The 22,968-nt window shown below is 71.5% G+C and carries 16 protein-coding genes, 1 tRNA gene and 1 pseudogene; 10 read left to right on the top strand and 8 right to left on the bottom strand.

Translation table 11 applies throughout. The annotated features are described in order from the left end of the window. Window positions 1-560 (top strand): ribonuclease activity regulator RraA (locus tag OHA55_RS35645; protein ID WP_266714514.1); only part of this gene is annotated, 560 nt, incomplete at its 5' end. A gap of 69 nt (window positions 561-629) precedes the next feature. Here the strand turns inward: OHA55_RS35645 and OHA55_RS35640 are convergent. The 4 genes from OHA55_RS35640 to OHA55_RS35625 form a co-directional block, all read right to left on the bottom strand. Then, on the bottom strand, window positions 630-1,934 hold the full coding sequence (locus tag OHA55_RS35640) for a BNR-4 repeat-containing protein (protein ID WP_266714512.1): 1,305 nt from the start codon (window positions 1,932-1,934) through the stop codon (window positions 630-632). 223 nt (window positions 1,935-2,157) lie between these two features. After that, on the bottom strand, window positions 2,158-3,459 hold the full coding sequence (locus OHA55_RS35635) for an extracellular solute-binding protein (RefSeq protein WP_266714510.1): 1,302 nt from the start codon (window positions 3,457-3,459) through the stop codon (window positions 2,158-2,160). 64 nt (window positions 3,460-3,523) lie between these two features. Next, window positions 3,524-4,444 (bottom strand): carbohydrate ABC transporter permease, encoded by a 921-nt coding sequence (locus OHA55_RS35630; RefSeq protein WP_266714508.1) that lies wholly within the window; start codon window positions 4,442-4,444, stop codon window positions 3,524-3,526. Then, complete coding sequence (locus tag OHA55_RS35625) at window positions 4,444-5,370, bottom strand: carbohydrate ABC transporter permease (protein ID WP_266714506.1); 927 nt, start codon at window positions 5,368-5,370, stop codon at window positions 4,444-4,446. Before OHA55_RS35625 ends, OHA55_RS35630 begins: the two co-directional genes overlap by 1 nt. A 342-nt stretch (window positions 5,371-5,712) precedes the next feature. Between OHA55_RS35625 and OHA55_RS35620 the strand changes: the two genes are divergently transcribed. Beyond that, window positions 5,713-8,001, top strand: coding sequence for an FAD-dependent oxidoreductase (locus OHA55_RS35620; RefSeq protein ID WP_266714504.1), 2,289 nt, complete (start codon window positions 5,713-5,715; stop codon window positions 7,999-8,001). 63 nt (window positions 8,002-8,064) lie between these two features. Here the strand turns inward: OHA55_RS35620 and OHA55_RS35615 are convergent, their stop codons facing one another. Together OHA55_RS35615 and OHA55_RS35610 are read right to left on the bottom strand one after the other, a co-directional pair. Continuing rightward, a complete protein-coding gene (locus OHA55_RS35615; RefSeq protein WP_266714502.1) occupies window positions 8,065-8,868 on the bottom strand; it encodes an IclR family transcriptional regulator in 804 nt (267 codons plus the stop codon). A gap of 219 nt (window positions 8,869-9,087) precedes the next feature. Further along, window positions 9,088-10,113 carry an acetylxylan esterase gene (locus tag OHA55_RS35610; RefSeq protein WP_266714500.1) on the bottom strand — a complete coding sequence of 342 codons (1,026 nt, stop codon included), beginning with the start codon at window positions 10,111-10,113 and terminating at the stop codon, window positions 9,088-9,090. A 621-nt stretch (window positions 10,114-10,734) separates the two neighbouring features. On the opposite strand from OHA55_RS35610, the gene OHA55_RS35605 reads away from it, so the two are divergent. From OHA55_RS35605 to OHA55_RS35570, 8 genes are all read left to right on the top strand, one after another. Continuing rightward, window positions 10,735-11,754 carry a LacI family DNA-binding transcriptional regulator gene (locus tag OHA55_RS35605; RefSeq protein WP_266714498.1) on the top strand — a complete coding sequence of 340 codons (1,020 nt, stop codon included), beginning with the start codon at window positions 10,735-10,737 and terminating at the stop codon, window positions 11,752-11,754. A gap of 84 nt (window positions 11,755-11,838) precedes the next feature. Beyond that, complete coding sequence (locus tag OHA55_RS35600; RefSeq protein ID WP_266714496.1) at window positions 11,839-13,137, top strand: extracellular solute-binding protein; 1,299 nt, start codon at window positions 11,839-11,841, stop codon at window positions 13,135-13,137. Continuing rightward, complete coding sequence (locus OHA55_RS35595; RefSeq protein ID WP_266714494.1) at window positions 13,134-14,162, top strand: carbohydrate ABC transporter permease; 1,029 nt, start codon at window positions 13,134-13,136, stop codon at window positions 14,160-14,162. The genes OHA55_RS35600 and OHA55_RS35595 overlap by 4 nt, the downstream gene beginning before the upstream one ends. A 1-nt stretch (window position 14,163) precedes the next feature. Next, window positions 14,164-15,084, top strand: coding sequence for a carbohydrate ABC transporter permease (locus OHA55_RS35590; protein WP_266714492.1), 921 nt, complete (start codon window positions 14,164-14,166; stop codon window positions 15,082-15,084). 7 nt (window positions 15,085-15,091) lie between these two features. Further along, entirely contained in the window at window positions 15,092-16,168 is a 1,077-nt protein-coding gene (locus OHA55_RS35585) for a glycosidase (protein ID WP_266714490.1), read from the top strand. Continuing rightward, the gene (locus OHA55_RS35580) at window positions 16,165-17,409 is read left to right on the top strand and encodes a Gfo/Idh/MocA family protein (RefSeq protein WP_266714488.1); all 1,245 of its coding nucleotides are present in this window, start codon (window positions 16,165-16,167) and stop codon (window positions 17,407-17,409) included. The genes OHA55_RS35585 and OHA55_RS35580 overlap by 4 nt, the downstream gene beginning before the upstream one ends. After that, entirely contained in the window at window positions 17,406-19,028 is a 1,623-nt protein-coding gene (locus tag OHA55_RS35575; RefSeq protein WP_266714486.1) for an alpha-amylase family glycosyl hydrolase, read from the top strand. Before OHA55_RS35580 ends, OHA55_RS35575 begins: the two co-directional genes overlap by 4 nt. Continuing rightward, entirely contained in the window at window positions 19,012-20,400 is a 1,389-nt protein-coding gene (locus OHA55_RS35570; protein ID WP_266714484.1) for a phosphomannomutase/phosphoglucomutase, read from the top strand. Before OHA55_RS35575 ends, OHA55_RS35570 begins: the two co-directional genes overlap by 17 nt. A 114-nt stretch (window positions 20,401-20,514) precedes the next feature. Here OHA55_RS35570 and OHA55_RS35565 read toward each other — a convergent pair. Together OHA55_RS35565 and OHA55_RS35560 are read right to left on the bottom strand one after the other, a co-directional pair. Beyond that, window positions 20,515-22,829: pseudogene (locus tag OHA55_RS35565) on the bottom strand (hypothetical protein). A 3-nt stretch (window positions 22,830-22,832) separates the two neighbouring features. Beyond that, window positions 22,833-22,904 (bottom strand) — tRNA-Arg (locus OHA55_RS35560). Window positions 22,905-22,968 lie beyond the last annotated feature (64 nt).

Here is a 22,968-nt window from a genome sequence, read left to right as displayed (position 1 = left end):
TCCAGTTCCTTCCGCAGCGCGAGGACGTCTTCAACGGTGCCGAACAGGAGGACATCGAGCGCAAGACCCCGCTGTGGGGCGTGCTGGAGTCGATCCGCCCCGGCGACGTGCTGGTGATCGCGGCGCAGGGGAGCCACTTCACCGGCTGCCTCGGCGACATGCTGGTGCGCTACTTCAAACTGCGCGGCGGCGCCGGGATCGTCGTGGACGGACGGGTGCGGGACGCGGCCCGGATCAGGGCCCTCGGCGTGCCGGTCTGGTGCACCGGAGTCACTCCGCACTACGCCTCGCAGACCGAGCTCTTCCCCTCCGCGTTCAACGTGCCGGTGGGCGTCGGCGGCACCCTGGTCACCCCCGGGGACCTGATCGTGGCCGACGAGGACGGCGCCGTGGTCGTACCGCAGGACCGGGCGGTCCCGCTGGCCGAGGACTCGCTGCTGCACCAGGACCGCGAGGCGTTCGCACGCCGCCGCCTCGACGAGGGCGGCCTCCTCTCCGACTACTACCCGCTCACCGGTGAGGGGCTGGACGAGTACCTGGCGAGCAGGGCGGCGACCTGACCGACCGCGCCGTCCGTACGGGGGGACGAAGAGGCCCCGTACGGACGGCGCGGTCGGCACGGTCCTACCTCAACGGAGGCCGTAGTAGAGGGAGTTGTGCGCGGTGTCCGGAAGGTAGAGCACGTCGTGACCGTCCGAGTCGCGTCGCACCGCGAGCCGGTCCGCGCTCACGCCCGGCGCGGCGGACTGCGCGGTCCAGGCCCCGTCCGCCGACTGCGTCGCGGAGTAGACCCGGTCGGTGCCCGAGGTGGTCACGTAGTAGACCCGCTTGGTGTCCGTCTCGTCCCAGGTGATGCCGAGGGCGGCCGCGGTCTGCCCGCCGGCGTACACGATCTTCTCGACCCAGTCGCTGCCGCTCGGATAGGCGTAGTACACGCGGAAGTTGCCGCCGCTGTCGGCCGAGCGGTAGCGGTAGGCGACCTTCGGGGTGGAGCCGTCGAGGGTGAGCTTGGCGCTCTGCACCGCCGGACCGGTGTAGGCGTTGTCGATGCTCCACTCCTCGCCCGCGGTGAGGTCCTGGATCACGTCGGAGGTGGCGGGCGTGACCGGGGTGGTGACGGTCGCGCTCGTACTGTCCGCGAAGGCGCCGGTCGACGGGTCGTAGGTCAGGTACGAGAGCTGGTGGCGGAACGCGGTCGCCGGCGCCTTCGCCCACTCGAAGAGGATGTGGACGCGTCCGGAGGCGTCCACCGTGATGTCGTCGGGGTACACCGAGCGGTTCAGCGCGCCGGCGAAGGTCGCGACCGTGCTCCAGCTGGAGTTGGCGTTGTCCCAGCGGTACAGCTTGCCGGGTCGCTGGTCGGAGCCCGCACCCACGCGGGCGGCCAGGTACAGGTCTCCGTTGGGCGCGGTGGTGACGACCGGATAGGTGATGCCCACGCCCTGGTCGGGCAGTTCGGACGCGTGGTCGGTGACGTCGCCGCCGGGGGCCTCGGTGCGGAAGTAGCGCCAGGCGTTGGCGTGCATGGAGGTGAAGACGTGCAGCCGTCCGCTGCCGTCCCGTGCGATCGACGGCTGGTTGTGCCCGTTGTCGTCGGCGAACTCGGCCTGCTGCCCGTCGCTGTTCAGCAGCGGCAGCCTGCTCCAGACCCCGTCCGGGTCGCGCCGTGCGATGGCGGGCCGGTGCGTCGCGGCCGTCGATCCCGGCTCGTCGAAGGCGAAGTACGTGTACTGGCCGCGGCCCTTGTACGTGGCCACCGGCGTCCACCAGGCGGCCTGGTTCGACGAGTCCATCGTGTACGGGACCTTCTCGATCACCGTCGCCGCGGCTGCCGTGCCCTGCGCGGTGTCGGCCCCGGCGGCCGGCACGGGCAGGAGGAGGGCGGCCAGGGCCGTGGCCGAGGCGGTGTACGTGCGTGCCGTGGGACGTCGCATGATGAGCTCCTTTGCTCTTCGCGGATGCGGGCGTGCAGATGACGCGGACGGAGGCGGCCCGAAGGCCGACCGGATGCGGCCGTCGTACGGGGTGGGGTACGGGGCGGGACCCGGCGCAAGCGTGCGGTGTTCGCCGGGCCCGGAATCCGGCGCCATGGCCTCTCGCGCGGACCGGGTGGGCGCGCGGGGCCTCAGTGCCTGCGGACAGGGTGCGCGCGGGGCCTCAGCGCTTGATGAACGCGGCGACCTCCTCGCCGGCCTGCTTCATCGCGTCCTTCGGCTTCGCCGTGCCGACGAGGACGGCCTGCACCTGCTTGGCGACGGCCTCCTCGATCTGGGAGTTCTGCGCGAACTGCCAGAACGGGCTGCCGGTCGCCGTCTTGGTGATCTTGCTCGTCCACTCCATGGAGAAGGTGTCCTTGGCGACCTCGGGGGCGGCGAGACCCGCGGTGGTGGACGGCGGCAGCGCGCGCTCGGTGAAGTACCGGGAGGTGGTGGCCAGGTCGGTGGTGGTGTGCAGCGCGAACTCCGTCGCCGCGTCCTGGCCCTTGCCCTTCACGATCGCGATCACGCCGCCCCACAGCAGCGCCTGCGGCGTGTCCCCGGCCTTGAGCACGGGGCGTTCCATCGGCTGCATGGCGTCGGCCAGCGTCTTGTCCTTCGACTGGGCGGAGGTCACACCCTTGCCGATGATCGCGTCGTCGTAGAAGGCGGCCTTGCCCTGCCCGAACAGGGCGCGCGCGTCGAAGCGGTCGACGTCGGCGGCGATCAGCTTCTCGTCGTGCAGCTTCTTGTACCAGGTGACCGCGTCGATCGAGGCGTCGTCGCCTATGGTGACCTTCCCGTTGTCGAGCAGCTTGCAGCCGAAGGTCTGCATCCACGGGAAGATGTCCTTGAGCTGCGCGACCTTGGTGGCGGCGGCGTACGGCACGACACCGCCGCCGAGCCCCTTCAGCTCCCGCAGCGCGGCCTCGAACTCCTCGACGGTGGTGGGGTGCTCCTTGATCCCGGCCTTCGCCAGGAGCTTGGAGTTGGCGATCACACCGATCGATCCGGTGTTCCACGGCAGCCCGTACTGCGTACCGTCGTACGTACCGCTGTTCAGCGCCACGTCCGTGTAGCCGCCCTTGCCGGCCACCGGGCCGAGGTCGGCCAGCTTGCCCATCTGCGCCATCGCGGCGAGCCAGGCGATGTCGAGGTGCACGGCGCCGGTCGTCTCCCCGCCGCCCAGCTTGAGGGTGAGCTGGCTGAGGTACTCGTTGTACGGGTACGACACCGCGCGGATCTTGGAGTTCTGGGACTTCTCCCATGCCGCGATGATCTTCTCGATCGACGGCTTGGCGGCTTCCTCGTTGAGCGACCAGGAGCTGAAGTCGAAGTCCTTGGACTTCGGGTCGCCGCCGTTGGTGGTGGAGCCCGCGCCGGACGGAGCGCAGGCGCTGAGCACACCGGCGCCCGCCAGACCGAGCGCGCCGATGCCGAACATGCGCAGCGCGCCGCGACGGCTGATGCCAGAGGTGGTCATGATCTCTCCATGGGGGAGTGTGCGGGAGGGGAGGTACGTGCGGGCGCGGGACGGCCCCGCGGGGTCAGCTCTTGACCGAACCGGCGGTCATGCCGCCGACGAGATAGCGCTGCAGGAACATGAAGGCGACGACCACCGGGATGGAGACCACGAGCGACGCCGCCATCAACTGGGGCCAGGAGGTCTGGAACTCGCCGATGTAGGTGGAGACGAGGCCGGGAGGCAGGGTCTGCTTCTCCTTGTCCGCCAGGGTCAGCGCGAAGATGAAGTCGTTCCAGCCGCGGACGAAGGCGAAGAGCCCGGCGGCGACCATCCCGGGCGCGGCCAGCGGCGCCACGATGGAGTGCAGCGTCCGCCACCGGGAGGCGCCGTCGATGGACGCCGCTTCCAGCAGGGCGTCCGGGATGGTGTCGAAGATGCCCTTCAGCATCCAGACGCACAGCGGCATGGTGAACGTGGTGAAGGAGAGCACCAGCGCGGTGTACGTGTTGAGCATGCCGAAGCTGGAGAAGACCGTGTACAGGGTCACCAGCAGCAGCGCCTGGGGGAACATCTGGGAGGCCAGCACCAGGTGCATCAGCGACCGCCGCCCCCGGTAGCGGAACTTGGAGAACGAGTAGCCCATGTACGTGGCGACCACCACGCTCAGCACGGCGGTGATCGAGGCCACGATGAGCGAGTTGACCATGTACTTGATCAACTGGTCGTTGTCGGCCAGGGCCGTGAAGTTGTCGAGCGTGAGGTCGGTGGGTATCAGCTTCGGCGGGAACTGGAAGGTCGACTCGGGGGTGCTCAGCGCGGTGGCGAGCAGCCAGTAGACCGGCAGCAGACCGAAGGCGCCGATGACGACGACCGCACTCCAGGCGGCGATCCGCGAGCGCAGCAGGTCCTTGCGCATGCGGCGCCGGGTGCTGCCCCCGGCCCGGGTGGCGGACGATCGGGGCCGGTCCACGGCGGACAGCGGGGTGGAGGTGGTGGAGGTCATCAGGCGTCGCCCTTCCGCTCGGTGATCCTGAGGTAGACGACGACGAGCAGCAGCAGGAGCAGCATCCACAGTCCGCCCAGTGCGGTGGCCCGGCCGATGTCGAAGCCCTTGAACGCGGTCTGGTAGACGGCGGTCGCGAAGGTCTCGGTGGTGCCGGCCGGTCCGCCGCCGGTGAGCACGTAGATGGTGTCGAAGTGCTGGAAGTTCCAGATGAACTCCAGCAGGAGCACGATCGAGGCGACACCGCGGATCTGCGGCCAGGTGACGTTGAAGAAGCGCCGGACCGAGCCCGCGCCGTCCATCGAAGCCGCCTCGTGCAGCTCCTTGGGCACGGTCTGCAGACCGGCCAGCAGCATCACCATCATCCAGGGGAAGCTGGCCCAGGTCTTGGTGACGATGACGGCGAGCATCGCGGTGCCGGGCTGACCGAGCCAGGCCACCGACTCCTCGATGATCCCGGCCTTCATGAGGACGCCGTTGAGCACCCCGTAGTTCGCGTTGAAGATCCACATCCAGAGGAAGGAGACCACCACGCCCGGGATCACCCAGGGGAACAGGAACAGGCCGCGCAGGAAACCACTGCCCTTGAGCCCGGTGTTCAGCGCGAGCGCGAGCGCCAGGCCGAGCACGAAGGGGACGAGCGTGGCGCCGACGGTGAAGACCAGCGTCTGCTTGAGGATGGTGAGGAAGTCGCCGTCCAGCCAGTACGTGAAGTTGTCCAGGCCGACGAACTCCCGGCCCGGCAGCCGCAGATCCTGCTTGAAGAAGCCGGTGAACAGCGCCGACAGCAGCGGGTAGAAGATGATCGCCGCGAAGAGGGCGAGTCCCGGAGCGGTCAGCAGCAGGGCGAACGCACCGTTGGAGAGCCGTCCGCCGGTCCGTTGACGGGGCGGGGGCGCCTTCTGGGGAGGTGCGGCCGTACTCATGGGTCTGTCCTCTCAAACGGTGGCGGGAGCGCCGGGGCCCTGGGCGAACACCAACCCTGCTCCAGTGAATACAAGTTGCAGCATGCGGGATCGTTCTCCATATCGTGCGATGGAGTCAACCCTTTTGGTTGGTGAATCGCCGTTTCTGTGCGGGGCCGGCGAACTCGCGCCACCTGCTCCGAACACGCGCTTCTGCGCGCGGCCACCGGACCGGTGGCCGCAACGGAACTTACAACGAATCCCACTGACTGAACAGTGGTTGCACAATGTGGATGTGATGTACGTTCAAGACCGCTCCGCTGCGGCGGAGAGTGTCCGAGCATCACACCGAGGAGGCCGCACGTGCGGGAAGAAGAGGTCCATTACGACATCGCCGTGATCGGCGGCGGATTGGCGGGGACCTGCGCGGCCATCGCCGCGGCCCGGCTCGGCCGACGCGTCGCCCTGGTCAACAACCGGCCCGTGCTGGGCGGCAACGCCAGCAGCGAGATCCGCGTCTGGGTCTGCGGCGCCACCGCACACGGCGTGCACCGCTGGGCCCGCGAGACCGGCATCATGGGCGAGCTGTACACCGAGAACCAGTACCGCAACCCCGAGGGCAACCCCTACTACTGGGACCAGGTCGTCCTCGACGCCGTCCGCGCGGAACCCAACATCGACCTCTACCTCAACACCGACGTGCGCGAGGTCGACGCGAGCGGCCCCGACGACAGCCGCCAGGTGCACTCCTGCACCGGCTGGATGATGGGCTCCGAGCGCCGTATCACCTTCCACGCGCACCACTTCCTCGACTGCACCGGAGACGGCCTGCTCGGCCACCTCGCCGGCGCCCACTACCGCATAGGCCGCGAGGCGCAGGCCGAGTTCGACGAGCCCTGGGCGCCGGCCGAGGCGGACCGGGCGCTGCTCGGTTCGACGATCCTCTTCCACAGCAGGGACACGGGAGCGCCGGCGAAGTTCGTACCGCCCGCCTACGCCAAGGACCTGTCGACCACACCCATCCTGCGCAACCGCATCCTGCGCACCGGGGACAACGGCTGTGACTACTGGTGGGTCGAGTGGGGCGGCGAACTCGACACCGTCCACGACAACGAGCGCATTCGCGACGAGCTCCAGTCCGTGATCATGGGCATCTGGGACCACATCAAGAACTCCGGCGAGTTCCCGGACGCGGCGAACCTCACCCTGGAATGGGTCGGCAGCCTCCCCGGCAAGCGCGAATACCGCCGCTTCCTCGGCGACCACGTCCTCACCCAGCAGGACATCCTCCAGCAGCGCCAGTTCCCCGACCGGATCGCCTTCGGCGGCTGGTCCGTGGACCTCCACCCCGTCCAGGGCATGTACGCCGACGAGCCCGGGGCGCGCCAGCGGTACGCGGACGGCATCTTCCACATCCCGCTGCGCTCCCTGTACTCGGCGAACGTCACCAACCTGCACTTCGCCGGGCGCAACATCTCCGCCACCCACATCGCCTTCGGGGCCACCCGCGTCATGGCCACCTGCGCGACCCTCGGCGAGGCCGCGGGCACCGCCGCGGCCCTGTGCGTCACCGAGGGCCTCACCCCGCGCGAACTCGCCACGAAACAGCCGGAACTGGTGCGCCGCACCCTGCTGCGTCAGGACGCCTCCGTGATCGGCGTCGCCGACGACGACCCCGGCAACCTGGCGCGCACGGCCCGCGTCAGCGCCTCCTCCCACCTGGCCCGCCTGGCTGCCGAGCCCACCGAGGGTGCGCCCGGCGCTCCGTACCCGCTCACCCGCGACCTCGCCCTCCTCCTGCCGGTGGACCCCGCACTCGACACGGTCGACCTCCTCGTCCACGGCGCCCCCGACGGCCGCGACCGCGAACTCACCGTGGAACTCTGGGGCACGGGCAACCCCGAGAACGCGGTTCCCGCCGACCGTCTCCTCACGACCACGGTCACCGTCCCGTCCGGCGGCCCGCACTGGGTCACGGCCCGCCTCGACCACCGCCCCGACACCCCCCGGAACGCGATCCTCATCGTCCGGGCCTGCCCGGACACGGCCCTGGTCCTGCTTCCCGAACGCACCGACGGCGTCCTCGCCCTGCGCAGGAAGGCCGAAGGGGACGCGGCCGTCGACCACGACATCCCGGAGGAGGACGGCCAGCTGGTCCTGGAATGGCAGGCCCGCGGCCTGCGCCGCCAGACCTTCGCCTTCCGGGCGGCCCCCGCCACCACGGCGTTCCACCCCGAACGGGCCGTGGGCGGATACCAACGACCCTACGGCGGACCGAACCTGTGGTCCTCCGCCCCGGCGGGCACCGAGGAGTGGCTCCGTCTCGACTGGCAGGACGAGCAGGAACTCAGCGAGACACGCCTGGTGTTCGACGACGACGTCGACGAGTACCTCAACAACCTGCACCGCCACCGCACCCCGTACGAGGTCATGCCGGAACTCGTGCGCGACTACCGCGTCCAGAGCCAGGACGCCGAGGGGCGGTGGCACACACTCCTGACGGTGACGGACAACCGGCGCCGCCACCGCGTGCACGCGCTGAAGGACGCGGACGGCGGCCCCGTACGCACCCGGGCGCTGCGGCTCGTGGTCGACGCGACGCACGGGGCACGGCACGCACACGTGATCGCCTTCAAGGCGTACGGCGCGTAACGGCACGCGAAAGGGGGCCGGTGGAGGCCGATCGGCCTCCACCGGCCCCCTTTCGCGTGCGCGTCAGAGCGCGCCGAGTGCCTGACTGATGGCGTCGGCGGCCTCGATGACCTCGCGGACGAGGGCGAGACGCTGCCCCTCGGTCCGCTGCCCCTCGGTGTCGGAGCGCTCCCCGAGCAGCGAGGCCGGACCCCACAGGGAGATGGCGGCGACCACGTCCCCCGAAGCGTCACGGACGGGCGCGGCCAGGGATGCACGGCCCAGGGCGCGCTCCTCGGCCTCGACGGCGTACCCGGTGCGCCGGACGGTCTCGATCTCGGTGTCGAGGAGGTCGTGACTGGTGGTCGTGTACTCGGTGTGCGCGTCGAGGGGATCGCCCAGCAGCTTGCGACGCTCCCTCGGGGAGAGTCCGGTGAGCAGGCACTTGCCGATGCTCGTGGCGTGCAGTGGGGCGGTGTGCCCGGCCTGCGTATAGGACTTGGGCGCGCGCGGGCCCTCGAAGTTGCCCAGGAACATCAGCTCGCCACCGCGGCGCACGGCCACGTTGGCACCGAGCCCGGTTCGGGTGGCGAGGCCCTGGAGCACCATGCGGGCGGCCCGGTGCACGGCGTGGCGGTTGGTGGCGGTGGCGGCGAGGGGGAGGAGGCCGAGGCTGAGCCGGTACAGGTTGCTGACCGGGTCGCGTTCGACCATGTCGAGGCGTTCCAGGGTGGACAGCAGTCTAGAGGTGGTCGACGAGCCCAGTCCGGTCAGCTCGGCGACGTCGGAGACACGGAGTTCGGGCCGACCGGAGTCGAGTGCGCGCAGCACCGAGACCGCTCGTTCAACACTCTGGTTCGTCCCGGCATCAGTCCCCCGCGTAGCCATGACCCTCCTTGTTTTGCAAACGGCTTGCACTATCTGCATCAGCATATCGCGCATGATCGATGCCCGTACGGGGAACAGCGGCCGAGGCGGTTCCGCGACGGCATGCGGGGGAGGGCGCGGTAGCTTCGCGGAACTGACAGGTCACGGGGCGAAGACGTCCGGACCCGGTGAGCCCGGTGAGCCCGGTGAGCTCGGTGGGCCCGGACGCGTGACCGGTGGTCAGGCGGTGGGGCAGGACGCCTCCGCCCCGTCCGCCGCCGACAGGAAGCGTCGCTGAGCCTCCTCCACGGCCGCCGTCTCGGCCGGCTCGTCCGGGTGGTCGAAGTGGCCTGCCCGCAGGACGAGGAGTTCGCGCGGCCCGGCCAGCGCGTTGTGTATCGCGAACTGCCCCGGTGGGGGTACCGACGGGTCGAAGAGGGCGGCGGCCACATGGACCGGGATGCGAAGGTGGCGGGCAGCGGTCGCGGCGTCGAAGTACGCCAGGACGTCCAGCACCGAGGGGTCCTCGGCGAGTCGCGTACGCACCGACTCCCCGCTGCCCGTGCACGGCAGTGTCACCCGCAGCGGATGGTTCCCGAAGGTCGGCACCGTCAGGCCGGCGGCATGGAAACGGTCGTCCCAGGGAAGCGCCAACGCCCCGATGCCGCCGCCGAAGCTCGTGCCCAGGTAGGTCAGCCGATCGGCGGCCTCGGGCACCAGCCGCTGGAGTGCGGTGGCCGCGCACCAGACGTCCGCCACGCAGCCGCCGATGAGGTACGACTCCCGTGCGCCGATGCCCTGCAACACGTGCCCGGCCGAATTCGGGGGCACGCCCGGCAGCAGGCTCCGCGTTCCGAGCCCGCGCAGACACGGCCAGATGGTCGCGGTCCTTGCCGGGGCCTGCCAGGGGTCCGGCGCTTCCCGGCCTCCGTAACCGTGGGTCGCCACACAGCCCTGCGTGACGCGTCCGTCGGCCGGGACGGTCAACCAGCCCCCGATCCGGACACCGTCGGTCGACGTGTACGAGATGTCGGCGACCCGCACGCCGTCCACGGTGGTCCAAGGCCCCTCGATCCGCGGCTCCGGGTCGACGCTCGTCGCACGCGCCCAGCGCTCCTGCCAGAAGTCGGCGAAGTCGTCCGGGCCTTGAGGAGCCTCCACGGCGAGGAGGCGCGGCAGGTCGTACCCGTGAGTGGGGTCGAACGGGAAGTCATGCGGCAGCGGGCTGAGTTCACTGCCGTCCGAGGTGAGTGGATGGGTGAGCACGATCTCTCCTGGTTCGGTGTGCGCGGTGGTCCCGCACGCCGTTCCGGAACGGCTCTCGACACGACGTGCCGTGTCCGGCGGACGCTGGGTCCCGGGTACGGGCCTGGCCTGCCGGCTGGGTGGTCACGGCAGTGGTTCCGACGAGGACGACGGCGATCCGGTGCTGGGGGGGCTTCGGGGGAAGACCTCACGATCCCCGCCGGCACGATCCCCGTCGCGATCATCATCGCCCGCGCGACCATACGGTGGTTCACCCGCGCCCTGCAACAGGTCGTGGCTCGGCGCTCCGGCCGGACTTCTTCGCCGGCGCTCATCGACGCGACGTCACACAGGTGCCCGCCGGGACGCGCCCGCCGTGCACGTACGCGCCGTGGACACGCCTGCCGTGGACGCGCCGGTGCGGGTGCGTCCCTCGCCACCGTCTCGCGCGCATACCCGAAAGACGTGTCGTTCCGGTAGGGCGCAGATCACCATCCCGGGACCATTGACGCCCCTGACTCAAACCGGTTTAGTGAGGGCCAGTTGATCGTCTAAACCGGTTTAGAGGCCGAATAGGTCGATCAAAACCATTTCAAACCCCTTTGCCCGGTTGTCGGCAAGGCGGAGAGCGGAAGGCGCGCCATGGCCCGCAGGCCCACCATCGACGACGTCGCACGGCGTGCGGGTGTCTCGCGCAGTTCCGTCTCGTTCGCCCTGAACGACCGGCCCGGGATCGCCGAGGAGACCAAGGCGCGCATCCTCGCCGCCGCGGCCGAACTCGGCTGGACGCCGAGCCGCCCCGCGCGGGCCCTCTCGCTCGGCAAGGCAGGCGCCTTCGGGCTCGTCCTCGCCCGGGAACCCGACCTCATCGGCGCCGACCTGTTCTTCCCCGCGTTCATCGCGGGCGTCGAGGTGGTCCTCGGGGAGCGCGGCGACGGGCTCATGGTGCACCTCACCACCCCCGAGCGGGAGCGGTCCGTGTACGAACGGCTGGCCGCCGACCGCCGGGTGGACGGTGTGCTCCTCACCGACCTGCGCCACGACGACCCCCGCCCCGGCCTCGTGCACCGGCTCGGACTGCCCGCCGTCGTGGTCGGGCAGAGCGAGTGGGGCGACGGCCTCAGCTCGGTGAGCCTCGACGACCGGCCCGCCTACGTGGAAGCCGTACGGCGCCTGGCGGAGCTGGGACACCGGCGCATCGCCCACGTCGAAGGGCCCCAGGAGTTCCGCCACGCGCACCGGCGCCGGGCGGCCTGGCAGGAGACGCTGCACTCCCTCGGCCTGCCCGAAGGGCCCGTGCGGCCCGGCGGCTTCACGGCGGAAGGCGGAGCGCGGGCCACCCGCGAGCTGCTGTCGCTCCCCGAACCGCCCACCGCGATCGTCTACGGGAACGACCAGGCCGCCATGGCCGGGCTGTCCGTGGCCCAGGAGCTGGGCGTTCCGGTACCGGAACGTCTCTCCGTCGTCGGCTACGACGACACCAGCCTCACCCGCTACACCCACCCGCCGCTCTCCTCCGCCCGCGCCGACGCGCGCGGCTGGGGTGAGGCGGCGGCCCGCGCCCTGGACCGGGTGCTGGCCGGCGAGGAGGTGGCGCATGTCGTGCTGCCGCCCGCCGAGTTCGTCCCCCGCGCCTCGATGGGCCCGGCGCCCCGCGCCTGACGGCCGGGCCGGCGGCCCGGTGGGGCGCGGCAAGGAATGTCCGTCCGGCGACGAGGCCGGGCGTGAACAGTTCGGAGAGTTTGCATGCTGAGGAGAACGGCGTACTCGCTGCTCGTGCTCGCCCTCGCGAGTGCAGTGACCGCCTGCGGCCGGTCGGCCCCGGACCAGCAGACCGCGGCGAACGCGCGCGGCCCCATCACGGTCTGGCTGTCCAACAACGCCCAGGAGGTGGCCTGGGGCGAGAGCATGGTCGCCGCCTGGAACAAGAGCCACCCGGACCAGCACGTCACCGCCCAGCAGATCCCGGCGGGCAAGACGTCCGAGGAGGCGATCAGCGCCTCGATCATCGCGGGCACCAGCGCCTGCCTGGTCTTCAACACCGCGCCGGCCTCGGTGCCGACCTTCGAGAAACAGAACGGCCTCGTGCCGCTCAGCGACTTCCCCGACGGCGACGCCTACATCCAGCAGCGCGGCGGCGGACTCACCGACCAGTACAAGTCTCAGGACGGCAAGTTCTACCAACTGCCGTGGAAGAGCAACCCGATCATGATCCTCTACAACAAGAAGATCTTCGCGAAGGCCGGTCTCGACCCGGAACACCCGCAACTGGCCACCTACAGCCAGTTCCTGAAGACCTCCCGCACCCTCGTGCACAGCGGCGCGGCCAAAGCCGCGATCTGGCCCGCACCCAGCAGCGAGTTCTTCCAGTCCTGGAACGACTTCTACCCCGCCTTCGCCGCGCAGAGCGGCGGCAAGCAGCTGATCGAGGACGGCGAGCCGCAGTTCGACTCACCGGCCGGCCGTCAGGCCGCGGCCTTCTGGCGCACGATGTACGCCGAGAAGCTGGCGCCCCAGGAGGCGTACCCCGGTGACGCCGTGAACGACGGGAGGGCCGCCATGGCCACCGTCGGGCCCTGGGCGGTCGCCGCGTACAAGGACAACGTCGACCTCGGCGTCGTACCCGTACCGACCGCCGCCGGGACGTCGCCGGACGACACGTACTCCTTCAGCGACGAGAAGTCCGCCGCCATGTTCAGCGCCTGCCGCAACCGGGCCACCGCCTGGGACCTGCTGAAGTTCGCCACCTCCGCCCAGCAGGACGGGAAGTTCCTCGACGCGACCGGGCAGATGCCGATGCGCGAGGACCTGACCTCCCGCTACCCGGACTTCTTCGCGAAGAAGCCCGTGTACACGGCGTTCGCACGGCAGGCCCAGCACGTCGTCGAGGTGCCCAACGTGCCGGGCTCCGTCGACATCTGGCAGGCGTTCCGCGACGAGTGGACGAAGTCCGTCGTCTTCGGTGAGGAACCCACCGGAACCGGACTGCGCAAGGCCTCGGACAAGATATCCAAGCTGCTCGACGAGTACGGAGACCCGTCATGACGAAGCTCCGTCCCACCGCGACCGCGACCGCGACCGCGACCGTCACCGCCGGTACCACCGCTACCGCTGCCACCACCGCGACCGCCGCCGCTTCCGCCGGCGCCGCGGGCCGGGCCTCCGGCCGGGCCCCGGGTGAAGCGGCCGGAATCCGCCACCGGCGGGCACGCTCCAGGACCGGCGCGCTCTTCGTGACGCCGTACGTCCTCTTCCTGGCGCTGGTCTTCGCGGTCCCGATGGTCTACACCCTGTGGATCTCCGTCCACCGCTTCTACTTCACCGCCCCCGGAACACACGTCGACTCACCGTGGGTCGGGCTCTCCAACTACCGGGACGTCTTCACCGACCCGGTCGTGGGCCGCGCCTTCCTCAACATCGCCGTCTTCCTCTTGATCAACGTGCCGCTCACGGTGATCCTGTCGCTCGTCCTGGCCTCCGCGCTCAACGCGAAGATCCGCTTCCGCGCCTTCTTCCGCGCCGCCTACTACCTGCCGTACATCACGGCGAGCGTGGCGCTGGTCGCCGTGTGGCAGTTCCTGTTCGGCTCGGACGGTTTCGTCAACAACCTCCTCGGCTCGCACGCGCCGGACCCCTCGTGGCTGGTCAACTCGCATCTCGCGATGCCGATGATCGCCTTCTTCGTCACCTGGAAGCAGCTCGGCTTCTTCGTGATGCTCTACCTCGCCGCCCTCCAGAACGTCGGCAAGGAGCTGTACGAGGCGGCCTCCGTCGACGGCGCGGGCCGGGTGCGGCAGTTCTTCGCGGTGACCGTGCCCGGAGTGCGGCCCGCCACGACCCTCGTGCTGATCTACGCGATCATCACCGGCGCCAACCTGTTCAGCGAGCCCTACCTGCTGACCGGCGGCGGCGGCCCCGACCACGCCTCCACCTCGCCCGTCCTCCTCATGTACCAGAAGGGCATCGAACAGGGGCACCCCGACTTCGCCGCCGCGCTGGGCGTGGTCCTCGTCGCCTTCGTCCTCGTCATCTCGCTGGTCGCACGCAAACTCTCCGAGAGGGGCAACTGACATGAGCGCCTCCCACCCCGCCTCCGCCCCGGTCACCCCGGTGACGGGCCGGCCCTCCTCGGACCTGCCGGACCCCACCGGGCAGGCCGGCAGGCGCCGCCCCTGGGGGACCGCCGCCAAGTACACCGTTCTCTCACTCGGCGCGGTCGCCTTCCTCTTCCCCTTCTACTACATGGTCGTCGGCTCCCTGCGGAAGACGACCACCGGCGACCTGTCCTCCGCCGTTCCGTCCGGGCTCACCGGCGGCAGCTACACGGCGGTCGACGGGGCGATCTCGCTGGGCCGTTCGCTGCTCAACTCCGGAATCATGACGATCGGAGTCCTGCTCTGCACTCTCGTCTTCGGGGTGCTCGCCGGCTACGCACTGGCCCAGCTGCACTTCCGCGGCCGGGGCACGGTCTTCGCCTCGCTGCTGCTCGTCCAGATGGTGCCCTTCCAGCTCCTGACGCTGCCGCTCTACGTCCTCGTGGTCCGCGACTACGGACTGGGCGACAACTACCTCGGGATGATCCTCCCGTTCGCGATCAACTCGACGGCCGTCTTCCTCTTCCGCCAGTTCTTCCTCCAGCTGCCGCAGTCCCTCTTCGAGGCCGCCCGCCTCGACGGCGCGGGCGAACTGCGCATCCTGTGGAGGATCGCCCTGCCGATGGCGCGGCCCGCCGTGCTGTCGGCGATGCTGCTGACCTTCATCGGGCCGTGGAACGAGTTCCTGTGGCCGTTCCTGGTCACCAAGAACGCCGACATGCAACCGCTGGCGGTCTCCCTCGCCAGCTTCCTGTCCAACCTTCAGGGCACGGTCGCCAACCCGACCGGCGCCCTGCTGGCCGGCGCCTGTGTGCTGGCCGCCCCCGCAGTGGCCCTGTTCGTCCTGTTCCAGCGCCACTTCACCTCGACCGACATCGACTCCGGAGTAAAGGGCTGATCCCCGCATGAGCACCACCAGCACCACCTCGACCATCCCCTACCGCCTCGTCCGCAAGGGCCTGGTCATGTCCCCGCTGCCCGGCGAGGCCGACGAAGCGGAGGGAGTCCTCAACCCGGCGTCGGGACGCACCCCCGACGGCCGCCTGCACCTGCTGCCGCGCCTGGTCGCCGAGGGCAACGTCTCCCGCGTCGGCCTCGCCGAGGTCACCTTCACCGACGGCGTCCCCAGCGGCGTCGAGCGGCGCGGCGTCGTCCTCGCGCCCGACGAGGGCTGGGAGCGCGGCACCAACAACGCCGGCGTCGAGGACCCGCGCGTCACCTGGGTCCCCTCGCTCGGCAAGCACGTCATGTCGTACGTCGCCTACGGCCCCCTCGGCCCCAAGCCGGCCCTCGCCGTGTCCGAGAACCTGACCGAGTGGACCCGCCTCGGTCCGATCCAGTTCGCCTACCAGCCGGACCTCGACACCGACCTCAACCTCTTCCCGAACAAGGACGTCGTCCACTTCCCGGAGCCCGTACCCGGCCCCGACGGCGAGCCCGCGTACGCCATGCTGCACCGCCCTATGTGGGACCTCGGCTGGTTCCGCCCCGGCGAGGGCGTCCACCTGCCCGCCGGGATCACCGACGAACGGCCCGGCATCTGGATTTCGTACGTACCTGTCGCCGAGGTCGAGGCCGACATCCGCGCCCTGACCCGCCCGCGCGACCACCGGCTCGTCGCCCTGTCCGCGTACCCCTGGGAGGACCTGAAGATCGGCGGCGGACCCGCCCCGATCCGCGTGCCCGAGGGCTGGCTCCTCATCCACCACGGCGTCTCCGGCCACATCGAGGACCCCTTCGCCCAGAACCAGAAGGTCTCCTACGCGGCCGGCGCGATGATCCTCGACCCGGCCGACCCCGCCAAGGTCCTCGCCCGCTCCGACGAGCCGCTGATGGCGCCCGAGACCGAGGAGGAGCGCTCCGGCACCGTCCCGAACGTCGTCTTCCCGACCGCGATCGAGGAGATCGACGGCGAGCTGTACGTCTTCTACGGCATGGCCGACGCCCACATCGGCGTCGCCCTCCTGGAGCGCACCGCATGACCTCCGCGCCGGCCCCCCTCGGCCTCGGACTGGTCGGCTGCGGCGGCTTCGGGACGTACGTCCTGGACGCCGTGGCCGGCCTCCCCGGGCTGCGCCCGACCGCCGTCGCCGACCCCGACCCCGTACGGGCGAGGGTGCTCGGCGAACGGCACGGCGTCCCCGCGTTCGGCTCCCTCGAAGAGCTGCTGGAACGCACGGACGTGGAGGCCGTCGCCATCGCCACCCCGCCGGCCGCGCACGCCGCGATGGCCACCGCCGCGCTGCGCGCCGGCCGGCACGTGTTCTGCGAGAAGCCGCTCGCCACCACGGCGCGGGACGCCCGCGCCGTGGCCCGCGAGGCCGATCGCGCCGGGCGGGCCCTGGTCGTCGACCACGTCCTGCGCTACAACCCGCTGCTGCGCGCCCTGGAACGGCTCATGGCCGAGGGGCTGCTCGCCGCCCCGCGCCGGTTCATGTTCGAGAACGACGCCTCCGACCAGGACCTCGGCCCCGGCCACTGGTTCTGGGACCGGGAGCACAGCGGCGGCATCTTCGTCGAGCACGGCGTCCACTTCTTCGATGCGGCGCGCGCCCTGCTGGGCACCGACCCGGTCAGCGTGCGCGCGACCGCCGTACGGCGGCCCGGCGGACCCGTCGACATGGTCAGCGCCGACGTCCTCCACCCCGGCGGCGTCCTCGCCTCCCACCTCCACTCCTTCACCCACGCGCACCGCTGCGAACGCCAGTCGATGCGCCTGGACCACGGATTCGCCGAGACCCGGGTCGAGGGCTGGATCCCGGTCCGCGCCGAGATCTCGGCCTGGACCGACGAGGCGGGCGCCCGGGCCTGGGAAGAACTGCCGGACCGGGCCGCCGACCTGCTGCACGTGGACGGCTTCCGCCCCCACGGCGGGGAACGCCTCACGGTCACCGTCGAACGCGATGCCGCGAGCCCTGCCCCTGCGAGCGGACGCGGCGAAGTACGCACCGTGCCGCACCACGTCCGCGCCGTCCTCGACCTCGGCGGCGAGGCCCGCAAACCGCACGCCTACCGCGAGAGCGTCCGCGCCGCCGTCGCCGACCTGGTCCGCGTCGCACGCGACGGCGGCACCCCGGTCGCCGACGCGCTCGCCGGGCTCACCGCCGTCGCCGTCGCCGAGGCCGCCACCCTCGCCGCCGACACCGGCACCGAACAGCCCGTATCCGCCCCCGGCACCGCCCCACGACCCACCGCACCACCGCACCTCCAGGAGTCCTCATGAGCTGGTGGCAGGACGCCGTCTGCTACGAGTTGTACCCGCGCGCCTTCGCCGACTCCGACGGCGACGGCACCGGCGACCTCGCCGGAGCCACCGCCCGGCTCGACCACATCGCCGGGCTCGGCGCCGACGCCGTCTGGATCACGCCGTTCTACCCCTCGCCGCTCGCCGACGGCGGATACGACATCGCCGACCACACCGGCGTCGCCACCGACCTCGGCAGCCCCGAGGACTTCGACGAACTCACCGCCCGCGCCCACCACCTGGGCCTGAAGCTCATCGTCGACCTCGTGCCCAACCACACCTCCGACCAGCACCCCTGGTTCCAGGAGGCGCTGGCGGCAGGACCCGGCTCCGCCGCGCGCGACCGCTACCTCTTCCGCCCCGGCCGCGGGCCGCACGGCGAACTCCCGCCCAACGACTGGCAGTCGGCCTTCGGCGGCCCCGCGTGGACCCGCGTACCGGACGGCCAGTGGTACTGCCACCTCCACGCACCCGAGCAGCCCGACCTCAACTGGCGTTCCCCCGAGGTGCGGCACGCCTTTACCGGCATCCTGACGCACTGGCTGGACCGGGGCGTGGACGGCTTCCGCGTCGACGTCGCCCACGCCTTGTTCAAGGCCGATGGCTTCCCCGACGCCGGGCCCGGACAACACCAGGACCCGCTGCGCAACCACCTCATGCCCTACTACGACCAGGATGAACTGCACCCGCTCTACCGCGAATGGCGCACCCTCCTCGACACCCATCCGGCACCGCCCGGCGCGGTACCCCCGCACGAGCGGGTCATGGTCGCCGAGTCCGCCGTCTTCGACCCGGCCAGGCTCGCCCGCTACACCCGGCCCGACGAGATGCACCAGGCCTTCAACTTCGCCTTCCTGGAGGCCGCCTGGGAACCGGGCGAACTGCGCCGCGTCATCGACGCCTCGCTCTCCGCCCCCGGCGGCGGGGCCGTCACCTGGCTGCTCTCCAGCCACGACGCGGTCCGCCCTGTCACCCGCCTCGGTTCCGCCGCGCGTGCGAGGGCCGCCGCCCTGCTCATGCTCGCCCTGCCCGGCTCCGCCTACCTCTACCAGGGCGAAGAACTCGGCCTGCCGCAGGCCCGCATCCCCGACGCCCGCATCCTCGACCCGCTCTGGGAGCGCTCCGGCCACACTGAGCGGGGCCGCGACGGCTCCCGCGTCCCGCTGCCGTGGTCCGGCGACCGCGCCCCGTACGGCTTCACCACCGCGAGCGCCGACCGCACCTGGCTGCCGCAGCCGGACGACTGGGCACCCCACACCGTCGCCGCCCAGGAACACGACCCCGACTCCACGCTCACCCTCTACCGCGAGGCCCTGCGCCTGCGCCGCGCCCACCCCGCGTCCGACCCGACGGCCCCGCCCAGGTGGTACTCGGCGCCCCGCGACCCGTACCTCGCCTTCCGCCGCTCCGGCCTGACCTGCGTCGTCAACCTCGCGGACCGGCCCCTGTCCTGGACCACCCTCGGCGTGACCGGCCGCCCGGTCCTGGCCAGCGGACCGCTCGACGGCGACGCGATCCCGCCCGACACCGCCGTGTGGCTCCTCGACACCCCCGAACCGCAGTCCCCCGAAGGAGACGGCCATGGCCGCGCCCACTGAACCCGCCCCCCGCACCGATCTCTCCGGGGTCGTCAAGGCGTACGACGTACGCGGCGTCGTACCCGACCAGTGGGACGAGACCACCGCCGAGCTCTTCGGCGCCGCGTTCGTCCAGGTCACCGGCGCGCGCGCCCTCGTCACCGGCCACGACATGCGCGCCACCTCACCGGGCCTCGCGCGGGCCTTCGCCCGCGGCGCCACGGCTCAGGGCGCCGACGTCACCGAGACCGGCCTCTGCTCGACCGACCAGCTCTACTACGCCTCCGGGGCGCTCGGTCTGCCCGGTGCGATGTTCACCGCCTCGCACAACCCGGCGCGGTACAACGGCATCAAGATGTGCCGGGCCGGTGCGGCGCCGATCGGCCAGGACAGCGGCCTCGCCGAGATCCGCGCGCTCGTGGAGCGGTGGTCCGACACCGGCGCGCCCGTGCCGTCGCCCGCCGGCCCCGGCACCCTCACGCACCACGACACCCTGCGGGAGTACGCCGCCCATCTGCTCGGCCTCGTCGACCTCACGGCGATCCGGCCGCTCAAGGTCGTGGTGGACGCCGGGAACGGCATGGGCGGCCACACCGTGCCGACCGTCCTCGCGGGGCTGCCGCTCGACGTCGTACCGATGTACTTCGAGCTCGACGGCACCTTCCCGAACCACGAGGCCAACCCCCTCGACCCCGCCAACATCGTGGATCTCCAGGCCCGCGTCCTCGCCGAGGGCGCCGACCTCGGTCTCGCCTTCGACGGCGACGCCGACCGCTGCTTCGTCGTCGACGAACGAGGAGAGCCGGTCTCGCCCTCCGCCATCACCGCGCTCGTCGCCACCCGCGAACTCGCCCGCAGGCCAGGCGCGACCGTGCTGCACAACCTGATCACCTCGTGGTCCGTCCCCGAGGTCATCCGCGAGAACGGCGGCACCCCCGTCCGCACCCGCGTCGGCCACTCCTTCATCAAGGCCGAAATGGCCCGCACCGGCGCCGTCTTCGGCGGCGAACACTCCGCGCACTACTACTTCGCCGACTTCTGGAACGCCGACACCGGCATGCTCGCCGCCCTCCACGTGCTCGCCGCCCTCGGCGGACAGGACGGCACGTTGTCCGCCCTCACCGGCAGCTTCGAGCGGTACGCCGCCTCCGGCGAGATCAACTCCACCGTCTCCGACCAGTCCGAGCGCCTCGCCGCCGTCCGCGCCGCCTGGCGCGACCGCGACGGGGTCACCCTCGACGAACTCGACGGCCTCACCGTGAGCGGCCCGGACTGGTGGTTCAACCTCCGCCCCTCCAACACCGAACCCCTCCTCCGCCTCAACGCCGAAGCCCGCGACCCGCACACCATGCGGAGCCTGCGCGATGAGGTGCTGGCCCTGGTCCGTTCGTGAGACGGGCGGGCACGGCCGGTTCCGGGCGTCGTCGGACGCCGCGGGAGCCGGCGGTGTCCGGGCCGCCCCACCGGAGACCCTCGGCGCCCTCGCCGGCTGCTCGCGTCCGACCCGTCACCGCATCCAGTGCTCGCCGGTGCTCCACCCCGTGAAGCGCCGGGCACGTCCGGTGTCCGCCGTCCCGTCCTCGTCGAAGGCGCCGCCCCCGGCGACGAGGACCAGCCCCGCCAGGGCGGGGGCCAGCCGGGTCGCGACATGGGCCGGGTGACGGGCCACCTCCTGCGACAGGCCCGCGACGACCCGCCGCTGCTCCGTGGGCGGGCAGAGGGACAGGTGGAACACCATCTGGCGCCACGCGTACGCGGCGTCCTTGATCGTGCCCAACGGCCGCGGGTCGCGGTGCACACGGGCGGTCAGCCGGCACACGGTCACGAAGCAGCGGCGCGCCAGATCGGCCCACCCGGGCCGGGGGGCGATGCCCACCCGGTTCACCAGGGTGGCCAGGTTGTGCGTGGTGAGGATCTGCGCCTGTTCGATCACCGTCCCGTTCGCCGCGACCGACCTGGAGTGCGAGGTCACCTTGGCCCGCTCGGCGCACAACCGCGCGAAGCCGGGGGAGGTGCGTGCGCCGTCCGGACGGGTCAGGGCCTCGCTCGTCTCCACGATCGCCAGATTGCGGATCGCGGCGTAGTCGATGCCGTAGTAACGCTCGTACAGGGTGCCGCCGAGCAGCTCGCCCGCGTCCCGCGCGGCCTTGAGGAACTTCCGGCTGAACGTGCCCATGAAGATGTCGGCGGCCAGCTCCTCCACGAACGGGGCCCCGAGGTCGCAACCGCGGTCGAGGACTCCGAACTCGCGGACCAGCGGGTTGGGCAGGAGCGTCCCCGGGAAGGCCTGCACGGCCAGCTCGCCCAGATGCCGCAGCACGGAGAGCGCACCTTCACCGTCCGCCGCGCCCGGTGCCGCCGATCGCTGCCCCGCCACCGCCCGCACCCAGGGCAGTTCCTCGACGCGCACCTGGCGCTCCAGATCGAGCAGGAGCACGGAGCGGCGGTCGCGGAACGCCCGGTAGTTCGCGGCCATCACGGCTCGCAGCGTCTCGTCGACGTACGCGTGTGCGGTGGTGGCGGCGACCAACTGCGGCACCAGTTGGGCCATGACCTCGGCGGACGGGACGACGCCCCGCTCCACGAGCGTGCCGAGCGGAGCGCTCAGCGCGGACCCGACCACCCGGGCGACCGTGTCCGGGACGACGGCTCCGGCGGGCAGACCGGTCTCCCGGCTCTCCTCCTCGGTAACCGGACCCAGGAGCGGGGCCACGTCGGTGATTCCCGCCTCCAGCGGATACACCGCGAGCCGGCCCAGCATCAGCTGGGCCGAGGCGTGATGGGAAGGCAGCGCCGCCTGCTCGGCCTGGCGGCGGCGCAACGCCGAGTGCGTGGCCGAGCCGGGCAGACCACGCCGCCGCACCATCGACCGCACCGCGTGCCGCAGCAGGCCGAGCCGGCGCGGTTCCAGCGGCCGCCCGGCGACGGCCTCCTCCAGCGCCGCACGGAGAATGCCCAGATTCTCCTTGGGGCTGCGGTGCTTGGTGCACAAGGTGTGTTCCGCCGCCAGCCGCCGGTAGCGGCCGAGCAGAACCTCGCCCTCGGCCAGCCAGTCGGCGTCCGGGGCGAGTTCGAGGACGCAGCCGTCCCGCGCCGTCCGCAACCAGTGGACGAGCAGCTCGTCGCCGAACGGCTGCCACACGGCGAGCGCCTCGCGCTGGGCCTCGACGGCTGCGTTGGGCCGCCGCCGTATCAGAGTGTCGATGGCCTCGGAGACGGTGTGCCGGTGGACGGCCGCGGTGGCGTCGGCCCCGGTTGCGTCGGGCACGGCCTCGTCCCCGGGGCGCGGCAGGAACCGCAACCGGTCCGCGAACGGCTTCAGCTCCGCCACGAGGTCGAGCGCAGCGCCGGTCTCACCTCGGCGCACCAGCCAGGCCAGGGTGAGCAGCGCGGCCTCCTCGGGCACACCGATCTCGTAGCCGCCGCTGTCCAACCGGGACCACAACCAGGCGAGTCCGGGCTCGGTGAGGCAGTAGGCGAAGAGCGCGCGCCGTTCAGCGGGTACGCCGAACCTCCGCGCGGCTTCGGTCTCGTGGCTCTGGAGCGGCCCGCTCGCGCTCGCGGTCCCGGTGGCGAAGCCTCCGCGCATCACCTCAAGGGTCACCCAGGGCGGAAACCCGGCCACGGGCGTACGCGAACCGACCGTCAGCCGACCTGCGGCCAGGGCCGCCAGAACCTCCCGCCAGCGCTGCCCGCGCACTTCGGCGCGGCGCCGGGTGTCGGCATCCTCGTGGGTCAACGCGGTGATGAAGGCCTTGACCAGTTGGCCCTCCGGATAGGAGAGGGCCGTATCGGGGGCTGCTGCTCAGCGTTGTCATCCATAAGCCGACGTGGCAGGTTCCGCCCCTGCGCCCCCCGGGTCCGGAGCCCGGTGCTCTCCTGCTGAGCTACACGCCGATGACGGAGACGTTAGACGTCGAGGTGATCACCCGACAACCGGCTATTCTGACGGATCTTTCGG

This window comes from Streptomyces sp. NBC_00102, assembly GCF_026343115.1.
GTDB lineage: Bacteria > Actinomycetota > Actinomycetes > Streptomycetales > Streptomycetaceae > Streptomyces.
Note: the sequence above shows the minus strand (reverse complement) of the source record. Positions and strands in the feature narration are given on the sequence as shown.